At 50.2% G+C, this 17,281-nt stretch carries 15 protein-coding genes; 4 read left to right on the top strand and 11 right to left on the bottom strand.

Annotated elements, in window-relative coordinates; all coding sequences use genetic code 11:
* Nucleotides 1-40 precede the first annotated feature (40 nt).
* Nucleotides 41-1,051, bottom strand: coding sequence for a tripartite tricarboxylate transporter substrate binding protein (locus HMPREF0980_RS01280; protein ID WP_049727353.1), 1,011 nt, complete (start codon nucleotides 1,049-1,051; stop codon nucleotides 41-43).
* A 29-nt stretch (nucleotides 1,052-1,080) separates the two neighbouring features.
* Nucleotides 1,081-1,845 carry a 2-dehydro-3-deoxy-D-gluconate 5-dehydrogenase KduD gene (kduD, locus tag HMPREF0980_RS01275; protein WP_049727352.1) on the bottom strand — a complete coding sequence of 255 codons (765 nt, stop codon included), beginning with the start codon at nucleotides 1,843-1,845 and terminating at the stop codon, nucleotides 1,081-1,083.
* Nucleotides 1,846-2,071: 226 nt separating this feature from the next.
* Between kduD and HMPREF0980_RS01270 the strand changes: the two genes are divergently transcribed.
* On the top strand, nucleotides 2,072-3,073 hold the full coding sequence (locus HMPREF0980_RS01270) for a LacI family DNA-binding transcriptional regulator (RefSeq protein WP_049727351.1): 1,002 nt from the start codon (nucleotides 2,072-2,074) through the stop codon (nucleotides 3,071-3,073).
* Nucleotides 3,070-3,993, top strand: a complete 924-nt coding sequence (locus HMPREF0980_RS01265) for a PfkB family carbohydrate kinase (protein WP_049727350.1) — start codon at nucleotides 3,070-3,072, stop codon at nucleotides 3,991-3,993. Before HMPREF0980_RS01270 ends, HMPREF0980_RS01265 begins: the two co-directional genes overlap by 4 nt.
* Before the next feature lie 706 nt (nucleotides 3,994-4,699).
* Here the strand turns inward: HMPREF0980_RS01265 and HMPREF0980_RS01260 are convergent.
* Nucleotides 4,700-5,242, bottom strand: a complete 543-nt coding sequence (locus tag HMPREF0980_RS01260; RefSeq protein ID WP_049727349.1) for a prolyl-tRNA synthetase associated domain-containing protein — start codon at nucleotides 5,240-5,242, stop codon at nucleotides 4,700-4,702.
* A 194-nt stretch (nucleotides 5,243-5,436) separates the two neighbouring features.
* Between HMPREF0980_RS01260 and HMPREF0980_RS18835 the strand changes: the two genes are divergently transcribed.
* Nucleotides 5,437-5,772 carry a hypothetical protein gene (locus HMPREF0980_RS18835; RefSeq protein WP_147629768.1) on the top strand — a complete coding sequence of 112 codons (336 nt, stop codon included), beginning with the start codon at nucleotides 5,437-5,439 and terminating at the stop codon, nucleotides 5,770-5,772.
* Here the strand turns inward: HMPREF0980_RS18835 and HMPREF0980_RS01250 are convergent.
* Nucleotides 5,753-6,604 carry a MerR family transcriptional regulator gene (locus HMPREF0980_RS01250; RefSeq protein WP_049727347.1) on the bottom strand — a complete coding sequence of 284 codons (852 nt, stop codon included), beginning with the start codon at nucleotides 6,602-6,604 and terminating at the stop codon, nucleotides 5,753-5,755. The genes HMPREF0980_RS18835 and HMPREF0980_RS01250 overlap by 20 nt on opposite strands.
* 195 nt (nucleotides 6,605-6,799) lie before the next feature.
* Here HMPREF0980_RS01250 and HMPREF0980_RS01245 point away from each other — a divergent pair, with 195 nt between their 5' ends.
* A complete protein-coding gene (locus HMPREF0980_RS01245) occupies nucleotides 6,800-7,681 on the top strand; it encodes a MerR family transcriptional regulator (RefSeq protein ID WP_049727346.1) in 882 nt (293 codons plus the stop codon).
* A gap of 48 nt (nucleotides 7,682-7,729) precedes the next feature.
* On the opposite strand, the gene HMPREF0980_RS01240 is transcribed toward HMPREF0980_RS01245, so the two are convergent.
* The 7 genes from HMPREF0980_RS01240 to HMPREF0980_RS01210 form a co-directional block, all read right to left on the bottom strand.
* The gene (locus tag HMPREF0980_RS01240) at nucleotides 7,730-8,656 is read right to left on the bottom strand and encodes a toll/interleukin-1 receptor domain-containing protein (RefSeq protein ID WP_198146138.1); all 927 of its coding nucleotides are present in this window, start codon (nucleotides 8,654-8,656) and stop codon (nucleotides 7,730-7,732) included.
* Between the two features lie 220 nt (nucleotides 8,657-8,876).
* Nucleotides 8,877-9,635: an SDR family NAD(P)-dependent oxidoreductase gene (locus HMPREF0980_RS01235; RefSeq protein ID WP_049727344.1), complete on the bottom strand. Its 759-nt coding sequence runs from the start codon at nucleotides 9,633-9,635 to the stop codon at nucleotides 8,877-8,879.
* Nucleotides 9,636-9,655: 20 nt separating this feature from the next.
* On the bottom strand, nucleotides 9,656-11,566 hold the full coding sequence (locus HMPREF0980_RS01230) for an oxidoreductase (protein WP_049727343.1): 1,911 nt from the start codon (nucleotides 11,564-11,566) through the stop codon (nucleotides 9,656-9,658).
* Between the two features lie 20 nt (nucleotides 11,567-11,586).
* On the bottom strand, nucleotides 11,587-12,840 hold the full coding sequence (locus tag HMPREF0980_RS01225) for an MFS transporter (protein ID WP_049727342.1): 1,254 nt from the start codon (nucleotides 12,838-12,840) through the stop codon (nucleotides 11,587-11,589).
* 33 nt (nucleotides 12,841-12,873) lie between these two features.
* Nucleotides 12,874-13,935, bottom strand: a complete 1,062-nt coding sequence (locus tag HMPREF0980_RS01220) for a zinc-binding dehydrogenase (RefSeq protein ID WP_049727341.1) — start codon at nucleotides 13,933-13,935, stop codon at nucleotides 12,874-12,876.
* Between the two features lie 11 nt (nucleotides 13,936-13,946).
* Nucleotides 13,947-15,896 (bottom strand): oxidoreductase, encoded by a 1,950-nt coding sequence (locus tag HMPREF0980_RS01215; protein WP_049727340.1) that lies wholly within the window; start codon nucleotides 15,894-15,896, stop codon nucleotides 13,947-13,949.
* A 17-nt stretch (nucleotides 15,897-15,913) separates the two neighbouring features.
* On the bottom strand, nucleotides 15,914-17,236 hold the full coding sequence (locus HMPREF0980_RS01210; protein WP_049727339.1) for a GntP family permease: 1,323 nt from the start codon (nucleotides 17,234-17,236) through the stop codon (nucleotides 15,914-15,916).
* Between the last annotated feature and the right edge of the window lie 45 nt (nucleotides 17,237-17,281).

Genomic DNA, 17,281 nt, shown 5'->3' with positions numbered 1-17,281 from the left:
GGAACAACATTCCCGCTCCCTGCCCGTCCACCTGTACCGATTACTCAACCTGGATATCTTTGCAAAGTTCCTTGTAGAATTCAAGCTGTTCTGCGATAAATTCCTGTGCCTCTTCTGTCGTCATCGGGATGTTCTGCATATTCAGCTCTTTCAGCGTACTCTGGAATTTGTCCGATTCCACAGCCTTTCCAAGCACATCTTCCAGATAGCCGCAGATCTCAGAGTCCGTGCCTTTATATGCCGAGATAAATACCCAACCTAGAATCTCAAAGTCAACGTCAGGATATGTCTCCTTGACCGTAGGGATGTCCGGCCATGCTTCGATTCTGTCATTTGACAAGGTGGCGATAGCCTTCAGCCCTCCTGCCTCCAGTTGTCCCATGGCAGGTGAAAGCTGAGTATATGTACCGTCGATATGTCCGCCGACAACCGCCGTCACCGCATCGCTAGAGCCGTCATACGATACCTGTTTGTAGTCCAGATCAAAATAATCGGCTACCGCAATTGCAGACAGATATGGAGCCGCGCCAACTCCGGAATCTCCAATCGATATCTCACCTGGATGTTCCTTTACATATTCCACGAACTCCTCCATCGTGTCATATGGTGCGTCTGATTTTACGACAAGAGCATACGGGTCACCGATGGAACAGGCCAGTGGTACGAAGTCCTCCGGGGACATGTCAGTCCTGCCAAGCGCATAGTTGATTGCCAGGTCTACATTGATACAGCCAAGCGTATATCCGTCCGTCTTAGATGTGGCCACCTGGTTCAGTCCGACAAGCCCTGCTCCTCCCGTTACATTGGAAGCCATAAAGTTCACTCCCGAAGGAAGTTCCGAAGCGGCTGCATCCAGCGCCGCGCGCACAGATAAATCAGTGGGACCTCCTGCTGAAAACTGGATAATCGTATTAATGTTTTGCTTCGGATAATCCAGCTCTACTTCTTCTTTCTTATCCGTTGAAGCGTCTTTTTCTTCTTTTTTCCCGCATCCTGCCGCGAGACTTCCCATCATTGCCAAAACGAGTAATAATGATATTATTTTCTTCATAATCTTCCCTTTCTGTTCTGTTGAATATATCAGGATTTTGCTAAAAATCCACCGTCTACTGCTATCGTAAAACCATTGACATAATCTGACGCATCTGATGCGAGAAAGACTGCCGCACCAGCCAGATCTTCCGGCCTGCCCCACCGCTTCATAGGTATCCGGGGCGCCGTCTCTGCCATACGCTCCGGCTCTTTGCGCATAGCGGCAGTCATATCCGTCTCTATGTAGCCCGGGGCGATAGCATTGATATGGATGCCATATTCCGCCCACTCATTGCACATGTGCATCGTTATCATCCTGACCGCCGCCTTAGAAGCCGTGTACGGTATCACTTTGATACCTCCCTGGTAGGAAGTCATGGAGCCTATGTTAATAATCTTGCCGCCTCCTCCTTGTTTGATGAACTGGCGGGCCACACGCTGGCACATAAAAAATACCGCTGTAAGGTTGACATCCAGTACGTCCTGCCAGTCCTCTTCTGTCACATCGATAGCCATGGACCTTCTCGTAATTCCTGCCGCATTGACCAGAATGTCGATTTTCCCAAATGCCTCCAATGTCTGTCTGACGATTCTGTCCGGAGACTCCTTGCATGCCATATCCGCCCGGATGTTCAGATACGTGCGCCCCAGCCGTTCTACCTCGGCTTTTGTCCCGGAATCGTCCGAACGCCCTACACATACGATATCTGCACCGGCCTGTGCCAGCCCGAGGGCAATTCCCTGTCCTATGCCCCTCGTGGCCCCTGTCACAACTGCCACCTTGCCCTGCAAGTCAAAATTCCCGTAAGTCATTTTGCTTCCTCCTTTTGATTTCTTTTTTCTTTTTAATGTAAACGTTTACTTTTTTATGAAATAATGATATCATTTAAATGTAATACTGTCAAATAGTTTTTGAACGGATAATTTCAAAATAGTTCCGACATTTTACATTTTTTTCCATTCCTCTGTTTTCATTTCAATTTTCAGCATATATAATGGAAACAGAGAAAATCTAAATAAAGTAAGAGGAGACCTTTATATGGTTACATTAAAAGATGTCGCGAAACGGGCCGGGGTCAGTATCGCCACCGTTTCAAGAGTTATGAGCAATTCAGATGCTGTTGCGGACAAGTCAAGACAACGTGTGCTGGAGGCAATCGAAGAGCTTGGTTATTATTCGAACGAGCTGGCACGGGGACTCCGGCAGGAGAAAATCAATGCGGTCGCGGTTATACTGCCAGACATTTCAAATCCTTTTTTCGCGGATATGCTCAGAGGAATTGATGATGTCCTATCGACCTGCAGCTACTTCATCTTGTTCAACAATACGGATAATAATATACAGGTAGAAAAGAAATGCCTTGAGAATATGCGCTCTATGGCATTGTCAGGTGCTCTCGTCTACTGCTGCCACAAATCGCTGGACGAACTTGCCCCTTCTCTTCCCGCCAACTCAGATACGGTGTTCCTGTCAGGCGGGAATGGTCTGCAGACAGACAATACCCACTTCCTGTCATTTTCCAGGAAAGATACTGCTTACGTTGCCGCAAAGCACCTGTATGACCTGAAACGGCAAAAGCTGCTGCTCATGTTGAGTTCTTTCCGGCAAGATGATAATGCATTTGCCGAAGGCATAAAAAAGGCCGCCGAAGAAACCGGCGGAAGCTACTGTATCGCTACCTCTGCAGACAATGAGAGAGACGCGTCCCGTGTATTTGGACAGGCATATGCCACCGAACTCCCAGACGGGGTTATCACGGAAAGCGATATCCAGGCAATGGGAATACTGAACTGGCTTAAGACCAACGGCATAAATGTTCCCGGAGATATCTCTATGGCCGGACTTGGAAACACTTCACTGGCACAATGTACCGAACCTGCGCTTACATCAGCCGCCCCGTCCGGCTACCAGATTGGCATGGCAGGAGCGAATCATCTTCTAAACTTAATCCAGAAGGACAGCAAGAACTTCCTGCGTGATACAAAAACGCTGGAACAGATGCTGCTTCCCAATATCATCGTAAGGGGGACAAGCAAATGACAGAACATATGGAAAGCCCAGATATACTGACACTAGGCGTTCTGAACGTAGATATCGTCATGGAACTGAGCCATAAGATTATAGGCGGGAAAATCATAGGAGAAGAAATCTCCCTGAACACAGGAGGCCACGGCTGCAACCAGGCCATCGGCATCGCCAGAAGAGGGATCTCTGTCGGCATCCTTGGGAAACTGGGGGACGATGCCTTTGCCACACAAATCAAAAGTACCCTTGAAAAAGAAGGTGTCAGCTTACAGCTGCTCCTGGACGCTAAGTCTACGAACACCGGGCTTGGAATTATCATGGTTGAGAAGGAGAAGCAGAATACCTATATCGACTTTCTCGGTGCCAACTACGATATGACACCGGAGGATATCGATACCTTTGAACCCTATATAGAAACATGCCGGATGGTCGTAATCCACCTTGGATTTTCAACCTATCCTGCGGCCCTGCGGCTGATTGAGCTGGCTAACAAATATGGAAAGACCGTGGTCGTGAACCCTTCCTCTTCCACCGATATGAAGGAACATCTGTTGAAGAAGATAGACTATCTCGTCTTAAATTATGCAAAAGCGTCCAGCCTTCTCGATATGACTATCGACAACCTGAAAGGAGCCCGCGTAGCTGCCAACCTGCTGCTGAACCAGATAAAGAAGGCTATATTTGTCCAAATGGATGATCAGGGCGTCCTCGTCGCCACCCAGGAAGAGTTCACTGTCCTTGACGCCTATTCCGGATCTGAGCTTGCAGACATGTCAGGCGTTACTGATTTCTTCACAGGCGTACTCTCCGCAGAGCTTGTAAAAGGAGCTCCGCTGTCTGCCGCTGCCCTCAAGGCACACAGGGCCGCTATGATATGCGCGGGGAAAGTAGGCGTGTATACAGCATTTCCTACAGAAGAAGAGATGGGAGTTTAGTAAACTAAGACGCCGCTGGGGAGGTATGGGGCAGATGCTCCGATGCGTCCGGAAACTGCGACTATCACACAGATTCCTAAGCCTGTGGGGTGTTCGCCGATAGCGGCTCTCACCCCACAAGCCAAGGAATCTGGTGAGGATTCTCCGTCCCTTCCGCTTACACCTGCGCATCTTCCCATACCTCCCCAGCGGCTATCTACTTTACTGGCATGGGCGGGGGTGGCCGTGTAACACTATTAGCTGATGGAAGGGATTTGGTTATGTCAGCATAGTGATAAAGGGCTAAGCAAGCTAAGCCCTTTGCCGAAGAGAAATCCGAATATATTCGCCAGCCTGATTCATCTGGACTAGAAAAACTCTTATCATTCATCTGCTCTTTGTGTTATTCACATTAAGCTTGTTATATTTTATCACTCAACTTACGCAGCCAGCGGCCATCCGCTGGCCAGTAACGCCACACAGCCGCACTCGCCCTTGTTAAGTGAAGTATATAGCGGGCGGGGAGCCGGGTGGGAGATGCGCAGGTGCAAGCGGAAGAGGCGGCGAATCCTTTCCGTAGCCCTTATCCTGCGGGATGTAAGCCGCTGTCGGCGCGCATTCCGCAGGGTTAGGGATACGTGAAATAGTCAGAGCCTCGGACGCATCGGAGCAGATGCCACCCGGCTCCCGGTCCGCAGCCACTTTACTTAAACCCACAGTTCATCAGTCATCTCTCTCCCAACACCACCGTCTTATAATCATGATGCACCGCCTCCAGGAACTTTCCAAACACATCCTCCGTCCGCAGCTTCAGGCTTGATGTATTCACGCACGGATGGCAGCCCACGTATTCTTCTCTTAGTATTTCTTCATCCACGAGCAGCTGCACTTGGTTGTCCGTATCATATATGAACCCCATCACGGTTGCGGAACCAGGTGCAACGTTCAGATATTTTATCATGTCGTCTCCTGATGCAAAGGATAATCTGGACGTAGGAATCTGAGCAGACAGTTCTTTCGTCTGCAATATTTTATGTCCCGGCATCATGAGGAGGTAGAAAGCCGTCTTCTGCCGGTTGCACAAGAACAGATTCTTGCATATCGTGAGGCCGAGTACCTTATCTACCTCCAGACAGTCTGCTATTGTCCCTACTGGTCCGTGGTCTGTCCTCGAATACTTGATGCCAAGTTCATCCAGCACGTCATACGTTTTCATTTCCTTTTCTTCCCGTCCTTCTGCCGAGGCAGGACGTCCATTCTGTAATATCATATTGTCATCTCCCTGTATAATCCTATGTTTTGCTACTATGATTCTACTCTATAAAGAAGCAGAAGAAAAGCAGATTATTGGAAAAACGTTGCCTTTTCAGATGGTGTGTCTCATAATAAAGACAAGCTTTCTCTGCCATTGAGCAGGAACGCTTCTATATGTAAAGCATGATATAGCAGAAAGGATATTGGAATATGGCTGAACTTATTATCACTGTAATATGTGCCCTTCTGGCTGTACTCTGCCTTATATACGGCATATTTGCCTGGCATTGCCGAGGCCCTATACTCATGAACAAGTATCTGCTCGCTTCTGAGGAAGAAAAACGTGCTCTCGCAAGACAGCCCAAAGAAGAGCAGTATGCCGATTATCGGTATGCAGCCAAAATCTCCTTTAGAATTGCGCTCATGTGGTTTCTGGCTGGTCTCGGCATAATTATCGATATCCGTCTCATATGGATCTCCGTCATCACAGCCATTGCTCTCGTCATATATGCGCTTGCGGAACTCTTTAAGAACAATCGGAGTTAGCACAGTTCTTATTCCGCCTGAAATGCCCTTCCAGGAATACAGCCGCCAAAACGATGATATCTGCAAACAATACTACCGTAATATGCTTTGCGGCGCCGTGTACATACAGCAATGTAAATATTTCCACAGATACTGCGACAAAGCATAAGGAGTTCGTGATATAATCCGCCAGGCTGTCACTATAGACCGTATGCGTATACAGCCATCTCCAGATAAACGGGCGCAGCACATATCTGATAATAATACAAGCCGCCGTGTAGAGGAATATCACGTATCGTCCTGCCAGCGAACTGGCCGCTCCATGGCTCCATTGGATAGGAATCTCGGGTGGAAGATGACGGTAGGACAACAGCGCTGCAATCATGCTTGCCACAAACAAGACGCACCACATGGCCAAGCCTCCCCACAGGTAGAGGAATCCCGCACAATCTGTCTGGCAGATGATTCTGTTATCCTTCCACTGCTCCTGCAGATCAGGCACATAATGTTCCACGTCCAGATTGCTAAAACGAATCTCTTTGTCTTGAAGCATCGCATCACACAGCCGTCTGGCATTTTCCAAATCTTCCATTTGTTCATCCAGCCGCTTTGCCTGGCTCTTGACCGCTCTATAGAGAGACTGATTTCCATCCATCAGTTCCCGGATGGTCTCCAGCGGAATACCTAATGTCCTCAGATATGCTATTTTCCTGATGTTATCTACATCGGTTTCAGAATATTCCCGGTAGCCGTTAGAGACATTCCGCTCCGGCACGACGAGCCCTTCTCTCTCATAAAAACGGATATTAGATCTGGGCAGCTTCGTTACCTCTTCCACTTCTTTTATTGTCATGTACTATCACCTTCTTCCCATTCATTATAAGGTATCAACCATGTTTACAGTCAATCAATCGTCACTATTTGGCAAAAAATTATTGACTTACACGTAGCGTGATAGTGTACCATATAACTGAAGAACAACGCAGGACAAACGCCGGCAGACTTCCGAGCCGCGTTCTTTACTCTTTACGACAAGGGGCTGATTACGATGAAAACAACGAGACAGGTTGCAAAACTGACAGGCGTCAGTACACGTACGCTGCAATATTACGATGAGATCAATCTGCTGAAGCCGTCCATGCTTACCCCATCAGGCTACCGCCTGTATGACGACGAGGCCTTGCAGAAGCTGCAGCAGATCCTATTTTTTAAAGAACTGGACTTTAAATTAAAAGAAATCAGAGACATTCTGGAAGATTGTGATTTTGACAGCATCAATGCTTTCAGAAAGCAGAAAGAACTGCTCGAATTAAAGCGGGAACGGCTGGATAGGCTTATCGCGCTTTTGGGCAGGCTGGAGAAAGGAGAACCGTGCATGAGCTTTAAAGAATTTGACTTAAGCGAATATGTCGAGGCATTAGAAACATTTAAAAGTGAAAAGGCAGACGACGTCATCAAATACTGGGGGAGCGTTGAGAAGTTCAACGAATTTATCCAGAAGATAAGGGACGATGACGGCCATATAGCGGAACTTGCGGTCAAGCAGTTTGGCAGCGTTGAGAAATACACGGAAGCCATGAAATACAATCTGGAGCATTTCTCGGAACTAATGGAGAAATCAGAAGAACTTGCGGAAAGAAAAGATGAGCTAATGCAGAAAAGCGATGCTCTCTTCACCCGTCTGACCTCTGATATGACGAGAGACGTCACCACCGGTGAGATTCAGGACATCGTCCATGAGATTATAGAAGATGTGACCAAGAACAGTCTTGGCGTAGATATGGGGGACGGGTACTGGGATATCGTAATAGAGAGCTGTTCCCATGACGCTGTCCGGGAGATATACGACAAGAAATATGGGGCAGGCGCTTCTGACTATATCGCAGACGCGCTACAGTACTATTTCCACAAAGAACTGCCCTCAAAATAGTAAAATAGCCGAGCCCTGTCTATCGTACAGATGGCAGGGTTCGGCTGTTCATACCTGTTCCAGTATCTTTCCGTATGTATATTTCATAGAATCACTAGAATACTCCATAATGAAATCATGATTCTGCGCATAGCGAATCATCAATTCATAGTATTGCTCTTTTGCCAGCTTGGGGTGCCTTTGCTGCCAATCTTCTATATCTTTGACTGCTCCTGTCGTATAGCCGAGTAAGAAGGAAAATATATCCCTTTTTATGTCCAAATCGCTAAAATCTATTTTATTATCACGTATGAAGCTGATGTACGAACATGCGATGGCATTCCATATGAGAAACTCGTGGTCATAATCTGCATCTCTCGCAAAATCATATAAGACGTCCCTGTAGTCCATATCTGTAATGTCGCCTAGCACATCACAAATCAGCTTCGTAGCTATCACAAAATAATTCGGCAGCGTCTTATGCCTCACCTTCTCTTCCATATAGATATGGTCCGGCTCTATCTCTTTTAACTCACTGTAAGGCAGCAATTTCCGGAACATCTTCTGTATACCAATGGAATTGATGACATCGGGTTTTACCGTTTCCATAATTTTATATGCCAGCTCATCAATCCCCATATCCGTTGACAAGGCGAACTTATCTGCCAGGTAAGGGCTGTAATGCAGTACATCCTCTGCTTTTATCCCATGCCAGACAGGCAGGATTATCTTATCTCGCTTTGACACTTCCCTGCTTAGCAGGCTGCGAAGTTCGTAATCGGTCCAGCCCTTTTCAAAAAATGCTTTGCTCAGTATAATGATACCAAATGTGGAGCCTGCAAGGCCCCTGTCGATAGATCTTGACAAGCTGTCCCCGATTTTGAGCTCAAATTCATCATACCAGACTTTTAATCCATATTTCTTTAACGTGTCTGCCAGTTGCTTTACAACTGTTTCTTTATCTTCTGAAGCATGCGATATAAATAAGTCCCACATATCATTCACCTTCCTTTTTATCATCCCGTATCCTGAACCAGTATTATCTATAATGCTATTATACCTTATTGAACATTAGTAGTTCAATAAGTATACCTTATTGTACGTTAGCAGTTCAATAAGCAAGACCTGTGAAATGTCAGCAATCCAATAAAGAAAGGGTGCAGAAAACCAGAGGGATATTGTAATGCAATACCCTCTGGCACATGTTTTTCTTTTTCTAGATGCAGGTCATCCCCCCGTCTACCGGAAGTATCGCTCCATTGACGAAGGAAGATTCCTCGGCCGCCAGAAATACTACCGCAGAGTTCAGTTCTCCCGGACGTCCGCCCCGGTGCATCGGTGAATATGTATTCAGATAATCTGCAAAGAATTCCTTATCCCACAGCCGTTCTGTAGCCTCAGAGCAGAAGAATCCGGGACAGATTGCATTGACAGTCACCCCTCTTCCTCCCCACTCTGCCGCCAGTGCCCGTGTATAATTGACGACTCCGCCTTTTGCTGCATGGTATGCGGAAGACGGGATGCTGAAGTTCCCTATCAGCCCATACATGGAAGCAATATTAATCATCCTTCCGTAACCGGCTTCCAGCATGGCTTTCCCAAATGCTTTGCAGCAATGGTACATCCCGTTTAGAGACAGGTTAATCGTATAATCCCAGTTCTCCGCCGGCATCTCTTCTGCCTTTGCACCTTTTCCTCCCCCGGCGTTGTTCACTGCGATATCTATTCTGCCATATTCCTGCAGGATAGTTTCGGCTGCCCTTGCCACGTCTTCTTGCTTTGTCACATCGCAGACGACCGGTAATACACGCACGCCCCTTTTTCTCAAAAGGCAGGCCTGTTCATCCAGCAACTCTCTCCGCCTTGCAAGTATGGCCAGATTGGCTCCCTGCAGAGCCAGACCGTCTGCAATCTCCGTGCCCAGTCCTGCCGAGGCCCCTGTCACGACTGCAACTCTTCCTCTTAAATCAAACATCATCGTTCTCCTTTTTTACTTTACATCATACGGATTGCATGAAAACCTTCGTGTACCGCATTGATAATCTTGCCTGGCTGTCCGGCATCACCGATTACTTTGTACTCTTTTACCTTCCCTGCTATCTCCTGTTCCAGATGGTTACGGGAACGGTAGCCTGCGGCGATGACGACGAGGTCTGCCGGAACCTCCTGTGCTCCGCCATCCTTGATGAATTCTACGCTGTCCTCATTAATCCTGCTGACCGTGGCGCCTGCATGTATTTTTATATCACTGGCGGCAAAGGCATCCCGCAGGCTCATCAGATTGTTGGCGGAATCATCGACTGTCGCAAGAATCTTATCCATCATCTCGATGATTGTTACGGATTGTGCAGTCTCTTCACAGTGCAGGGCGGTCTCACAGCCTACGAGGCCTCCGCCTATGATGACCACGTTTCCCGTCGGCCTTTCCCCGCAGAGCACTTCCGTTGAGTTCTTCACGATATGAGAATCCGCTCCCGAAATCGGCGGAATCACCGGCTCCGCTCCGCATGCGAGCACAACCATGTCATAATCGCCACGGATGATTTCTTCTGGAACCGCTTCACAGTTCAACCGCACATTTACGCCCAGCTTCCTTACCTGATTAGATGCATAGTTGACATAGTCCATGACATCCTGCTTGAAATCAGGTGCTCCTGCTGCCAGCAGGAGACCGCCGAGCCTGTCCGACTTCTCCCACAGTTCTACCTCCATCCCCCGTTTGGCGGCTGTCATTGCCGCCATCATCCCGCCCGGGCCGCCGCCCACGACGAGCACTTTCCGTTTCTGCTCGTCATGAGTTACCGGATAGTCTTCTTCATGATGGCAGTGAACATTCACTGAGCAAGTATAATATCTGCTCTTATGCCCCATATGCAGGCAGTTATTACAGCCGATGCACGGAACAATCTCATCTTGTTCTCCGTTCTTAACTTTGTTGGCCCAGTCCGGGTCAGCAAGGCTTTGGTGCCCTATGGCGATAAAGTCTGCTTTCTTGTCCCTTACCACCTCTTCTGCCAGGTCAGGATGGTTCAGCTTGCCCTGGGCGATGACCGGAATGCCCACAGCCTTCTTAACCGCCTCTGCGGCAAAGAGCTGGCAGCCCGGCTTTTCATAGACGGTCGGTATCTGCCTGTACCACACTTCATAGCAGCCGGTGTCTACATGGAGCGCATCTGCCCCCGCTTTTTCGAGCAGCCTCGCTATCTCAACCCCTTCTTCCAGTTCCCTTCCTCCCTCATAGCAGTGTACGGGCGTGAACTTCACGATGACAGGGAAGTCCTCCCCACAGTATTTTTTGATGGCCTGGATATTTTCTATCAGAAACCGGGTTCTGTTTTCCAGGCTCCCTCCGTACTCATCTGTCCGCTTGTTCCAGAGCGGGGTCAGAAACTGGTCGGCCAGATAGCTTCCGTAAGCATGCAGTTCCACTGCGTCTGCGTCCGCCTTCTGCGCTAGCTGTGCCGAATATCCCACCTTATCGGTCAGCGTGTGGATGTCGTCCACCGTCAGCTCCCTGCAGGTCAGATCCGGGAACCAGAAAGCAGGAATCGGGCTCGCCGAATACGGCGGGTCGAACGGGTTAGTCCACTGGATCCGGCCAAGCCCCGGCCCAATCTGTACGCATACCTTCGCGCCATACAGATGGCACTTTTCAATCATAAGATTCAGCCGCGGCACATGCTGCGCCTTGTCCAGAAGTGTGGTGGAATATTCTTCAAATATCGTCGTAGACGCATTCCGCCCGGTGATGATCAGTCCCGTCCCCCCTTTCGCCCGTTCTTCAAAATATCTTGCCGTCCGTGTGGAATAGCCGCCGTCCCCGTCATTCTGGGTTCCCATCGGCGCCATTACGATGCGGTTCTTTACTTCCATCTTGCCTATCTTCATCGGTTCAAATAGTTTCATGTATACACCTCATTTTCTTTTTATTTCTTTTCATTTCCCTTTTTATCCGTTCTGTCAGACAAGAAGAACATGGCGGCAATCGCGGCAATCATAAGCGGTATGTATATTTTCATGGCTGAAGCATAGGTTCCCGTCATATCGTAAAATGCCGCGATTACTGTACTCCCAATTGCAATTCCGCCTGAAAATACGCCGACGAAGATACCGATGAACGCTGCATACTCTTTGTTGCCGAAGACGCGTCTTACATGCATCGGAAGCGTGGAGCGGCCTGTCGCGATGCCCACACCGGTAAAGACTGCCACCAGATATATCATGTTCAAGCTGGAGGGCGATGTCAGCAGGATAACACACGCTATCGTAAATAATATCATCCCTCCTGTGACGACATATTTAACCGGAATGCGGTCCGCCAGCCATCCGAGGATAAACGGCAGAATCATATTCGCAGTGTACATAGGTGCCAGCGCCTTTCCGGCCGCCGCCGCGTCAAAGCCCAGGTCCTGGACATAGATGGAGATGATGCTCATGATGGAGTAGACGATGATACCGATGAGCAGCCACACGATGATGGTTGTCCAGAAGCTTACCGTCTTCATGCCCTCTTTCAGCGTCAGCCCCTCTTCCTCCACCGCTGCCGTGTCTTTCTCATCCTCTGCGTCCGCTCCTTCCTGGAATGCCGGACGCACTCCTACGGACGACGGCTCGGAGCGGAAGAAAATCCCGATGATGGCTGTGGTGATGATACTGATGACCGCGGCAATCAAAAATGACTTCCTCCAGCCATATGCGGCAATCCAGCCGCCTACCATAGGGCTGAATATGGTGCCTCCTATGGCCGCCATCGTAATCGTAGCGCCAACGAGAAATCCTGCGTGTTTTGAAAACCAGGCATTTATAATCGTCCCGCCCACGGCAGAAGCCAAGTAGGCAAATGCGATACCAGTAAGGACTGCCGCCAGATAAAGTACTCCCAGGCTGTTCGCTTTTGAATAGACGAACATGGATACGGACATGACTGCGCCGCCCATCACGAGGATACCCCGCAGGTTAATCTTCTTTTTGAACCAGCCAAGTGTCCAGTTCGCGACTGCACAGACGAGACTCATTGTCGTCAGCGTAAGGGCATAGCTTGTCCTGGATAGGTCCATGTCTTCGATGATAGAGCTTGTATACAGGCTGAGCGGATTGTAAATCATTCCTGTGAACACGAGCTGCATGATGCACGTCGTGACAAGGGCTACGCCTGCATAATAAATTGTCTTTTTCTTCATATGTGTATTCCTCCGTTATATTTGTCTCATTCCTTAAGATTCCGTACCATTTACATACACGATGGGTTTCACCACGCTGTCATCCTTATGCATCATGAGCGCAAATGCATCCTCAATCTTCTCCAGTCCGTAAAACCGCTGTGTCACGAGCTTCTCCGGGTCTAACCGACTGCAGGCTATCATGGCCAGAAGCCGCTCCAGCCGCCTTCGGCCTCCAGGGCAGAGCCCGCCTCTGACCGTCTTATGTGAACACCATCTGCCGGATTGAGCCGGTGTAATGGCAACTCCCTCTGGCTGGGCCACAAGATTCGACAGGATCCCTCCGGACTTAACCAAATCCAGGCATTGCGTAAATGTATGCGCATTACCGCCCGCCACGATACAGCAGTCAGGGGCATGTCCCTTCGTCAATTCCTGCACCTGCTCTTTGATGCCCCCTGCTTTGTAATCTACACAATCGGTCGCCCCGTAATATCTGGCGAGCTCAAATGTATGGGGCCGGTTTCCGACGGCGATGACTCTTCCGGCGCCTCTTAGCACAGAGCCTGCGATTGCCATCTGTCCCACCGGGCCGATTCCGCACACGACTACGGTATCGCCATATGACACTTCTCCCAGTTCTGCTCCATAGAAACCGGTCGTCACCATATCTCCGGTCATCAGGGCCTGAGCCACTGTGACCCCTTCCGGAATGACCGCCGTATTCATGTCCGCGTCCCGGATGATAAAATATTCTGCAAATACGCCATCTGTCCTGGATGCCCATATCATACCCGCATTTGTGCCTCCGCTGTTCTGGGGCAGGCTATCCTGCACCTCGCATGTCCGCCAGTCCGGAGTCGTGGCACCTGTGGCCACGATATCGCCCGGCTTTACATGCGTCACACCTTCGCCGACCTCCACGATTTCCGCTACCACTTCATGCCCGAGTATCCGCTCTGCCGGCATCATCGGATTCTCAAATAGATGGACATCCGAGGTACATGGCGCAAGCGCTACGGGCCTTGCCAGCGCCTCATATCTTCCCGGTCCGGGGATGTCTTTTTCTATCCATCCCATCCGCTCTCCCGGAACAGCTATTCCATATCCTTTCATCTTCTTCCTCCTCAATTATCTAACGTGCTCCCTGCAAAATATCCTTCGCGCACTGCCAGCCCCACCCGTCCGATACGGCTGCAGTCCCCGACTGTGCGTACCTTCCATCCATACTTTTGCTCCAAGGCATCTGCCAGAGCATGGTCGGGACGCATCCCGAAAGCGCTTATCACCGTATCCGCTTCCAGAATCCGGGAATTATCATCCTTATCCACTATATGTACCATGCCTTCTTCCACCTGTTCCACCCGGCAGCCTGTGTAGACATCTATATCCTGCTCTTGCAGCATCCGCTGCATGGATGCCCGGTTCATCATAATCATGTTCGGCGCCAGCTTGTCCATCATCTCCACAATGACGGGCCGTTTCCCATATTCCATGGAAAGCTCCAGCGCACAGTCGCATCCCGACAGGCCGCCTCCGCAGATGACAATCCGTTCCCCCTTCACCAGCTCTTTATGGCGGTGGGCATCGAGCACGCTGATTACATTGCTGCCGTCCATTCCTTTTACAGGCGGAGTAAACGGGACAGCCCCTGTCGCTACGATCCATCTGTCATACTGGGCAAGCAGAGGGTCATTTGCTTTTACCTCACGCTTCAGCAGCACCTGCACGCCAAGCTTCTCGAGCTGTACCTCATAATATGCCAGCAGCGCTCTTAACTGGCTTTTGAACTTCGGAGTGGCTGCTGCCGTGAGCTGTCCGCCAATCTGCCCCTCCTTTTCATATACGGTTACCGTGTGGCCGCATTCAGCCGCGACACGTGCGGCCTCCAGCCCTCCCGGCCCGGCGCCTATGACGCAGACCCGCTTGGGCAGCCTCGCCTTTTCAAGCCGGAACCACTGTTCCTGGCAGGCCTCCGGGTTGACCGCACAGCTGAGCATCGACATCTTGAACGCCGCGGTCCGTCCGATACAGTCCTCATTACATCTGATACACGGACGGATATCCCTGCGTCTGTTCTCCCGGAGCTTCTTCGGCAAATCCGGATCTGCAATCAGCCCACGTCCTATCATGGCGAAATCAGCATCACCGGCTTCTATCAGACGCTTTGCCGTCTCAGGCGTATGATTACCCGCGTTCAGCACCGGAACGGATACCGCCGCTTTGGCCGCCCGTGCTGCATAGGCCATGCATGCGTCGCCGAGATAAGCGGTCGGGAAGATATAATCTATCGTCTCATAGCTGCCTGCATCCACGTCAAACGCCGCCACTCCCTCCTGCTCCAGCCTGCGTATTATCTCCACGCTGTCCGCTATGTCACGTCCCCCGTCCGTTCTGTGGTCCATGGAGATGCGGAACAGTATCGGCATATTCCGCGGAATCCCCCTCCGGATAGCTGCGATAATCTCTCTGGCAAACCGGGTCCTGTTTTCTACAGAGCCTCCGTACTCATCCGTCCGCTTATTCCAAAGCGGCGATAAGAACTGGTCCACCAGATAACCGGCATGGGCGTGGACTTCGATTGCATCAAACCCGACAGAGGCCGCATGCCGGGCCGCTGTTGTGAATGCGTCCATCATCTGGGCTATCTCTTCCTTCGTCATCTCATGGCAGATGATAGACGAGTCCAGCGCGGCAGGGATGGCAGACGCGCTTATCGGCTGCCTAAAACGTTCCGGGAATGCATTCCGGCCCACGCCACAAGACAGCTGTGCACAGATCTTGGTCCCGTACTGATGTACCTTTTCACACAGCACGGACAGCCGCGGCAGGGAGGTGCTGGGCTCTATCGTCCCTTCGATACAGCCGGACGCCAATTCTGGACTGATGAACTGGCAGCCCAGGATTATCATGCCGACCCCGCCTTTTGCCCTTCGTGCATAATAATCAATGCGGTTTTCTGCTATCGAGCCGTCCCCATAGGCCGCATTCGTCCCCATGGGGCACATGACGATACGGTTTCGTATCTTCAAATCACCAATCTTATATGGCGTAAACAATACATCATAATTTTCCATTTTTCCCTCCTTACTGGTTATACGAGCGCCGGAAACAGCGCACATATGGCCGTCACCGTAAACGTGCTGATTGCGGTCGCTATGACTGATATCACGAACACGGCCGGGTAGCCGTCATTAATCTTCACCTTTGCATAAGCATGAGCCATCACTACCGTTCCGGCATATGGCATCGTATCTAATATCGCTCCTGCAAAGGATGAGATACGATGGACTGCTTCCGCAGATACCCCGGCTGCTTTTATGACAGGGCTGATAATCGGAAGTGCTATGGCCTGTCCCGTCGCAGATCCGCCGCAGAGCATGCACATGAATGACACGCATACGATAAGCAGCACATACGGGTTCATATCCAGGTGTACCAGACTGTCCACGATGCTCTGGAAAGCCGCCGTATCCTGTACGACAGTGGAAAATCCGATAACCGCGCAGATGCTGATGGTCGCTGTCACGCCCTGGGCAATGCCTCTTCCTGCCATGCTTTTTATGTCTCTGCTTGGGAAATATCGGTATAGCAGCATAACGCTGAAAGTACAGGTGGCTGCAAGCGATATATTGATATCCCATTTCATGATATTAAACAGTACGAACAATACTGCCACGGGAAGCAGCGCCTTCCACATATGCGGACGCTTTTTCCCTTCGTCAACAGCCCTGTCCATGTCAACCTCCGAATGGAACCTCTCGCCTCTCTTGATGCCGCGACTGATGACCAGGCTCAGCAGCAAGACCATTGCAATGATCTCCACGACAGCACCTATGATTCCCGGAACCAGACCGGCGGTGGATGAAGTTTCCAGTATCTTCATCGGTATCGTGTTGCCCGGCTGCGGGCTTCCCGGCAAGTCGTTGGCAAACCCGAGGCAGCCGCCCAGTATTGCCGCCACTATATAACGCTTAGGGATATCGGCCAGCCGGAATAAGGACAGCGCCACAGGATATATGACCATTACGATCAAAGAGGCGCCTACGCCGGCGAATTCAAGCGCCGCGCTGATGATAATCAGCACGAAGAGGACCATCCTCCTCTTCTGGCTCTCCGTAAGACTGTCACGGATAAAGAACCGGGAGATTCCAAGCGCAACAGTCAGGCCCGCGCCGGTGGCAGAGTATATCTCCGCCAGCAGCGCCCCGAAGAGAAACTGTCCGAAGTAAGTAGACAGAAAGCCTCCCATCCCCGGAAGATAGCCTTCCAGATAGGCATTTGTAACAGACATACCGTTCAGTAAAGCGACAATCAACGCACCTGCGATAGAGGCGATTGCAATATGCCACCCCCTGTAAGTCAGGACGCCCATCACGATAAAGCCAAGCAGACATCCAATGATACCTAATGTCATCTCTGTTCTCCTTTGTAATTTGTTAATAGTTGCATTTAGAATATA

The organism is Dorea sp. D27, from assembly GCF_001185345.1.
Classification (GTDB): Bacteria; Bacillota; Clostridia; order Lachnospirales; family Lachnospiraceae; genus Extibacter.
This window is presented reverse-complemented; position numbering and strand designations above follow the sequence as displayed.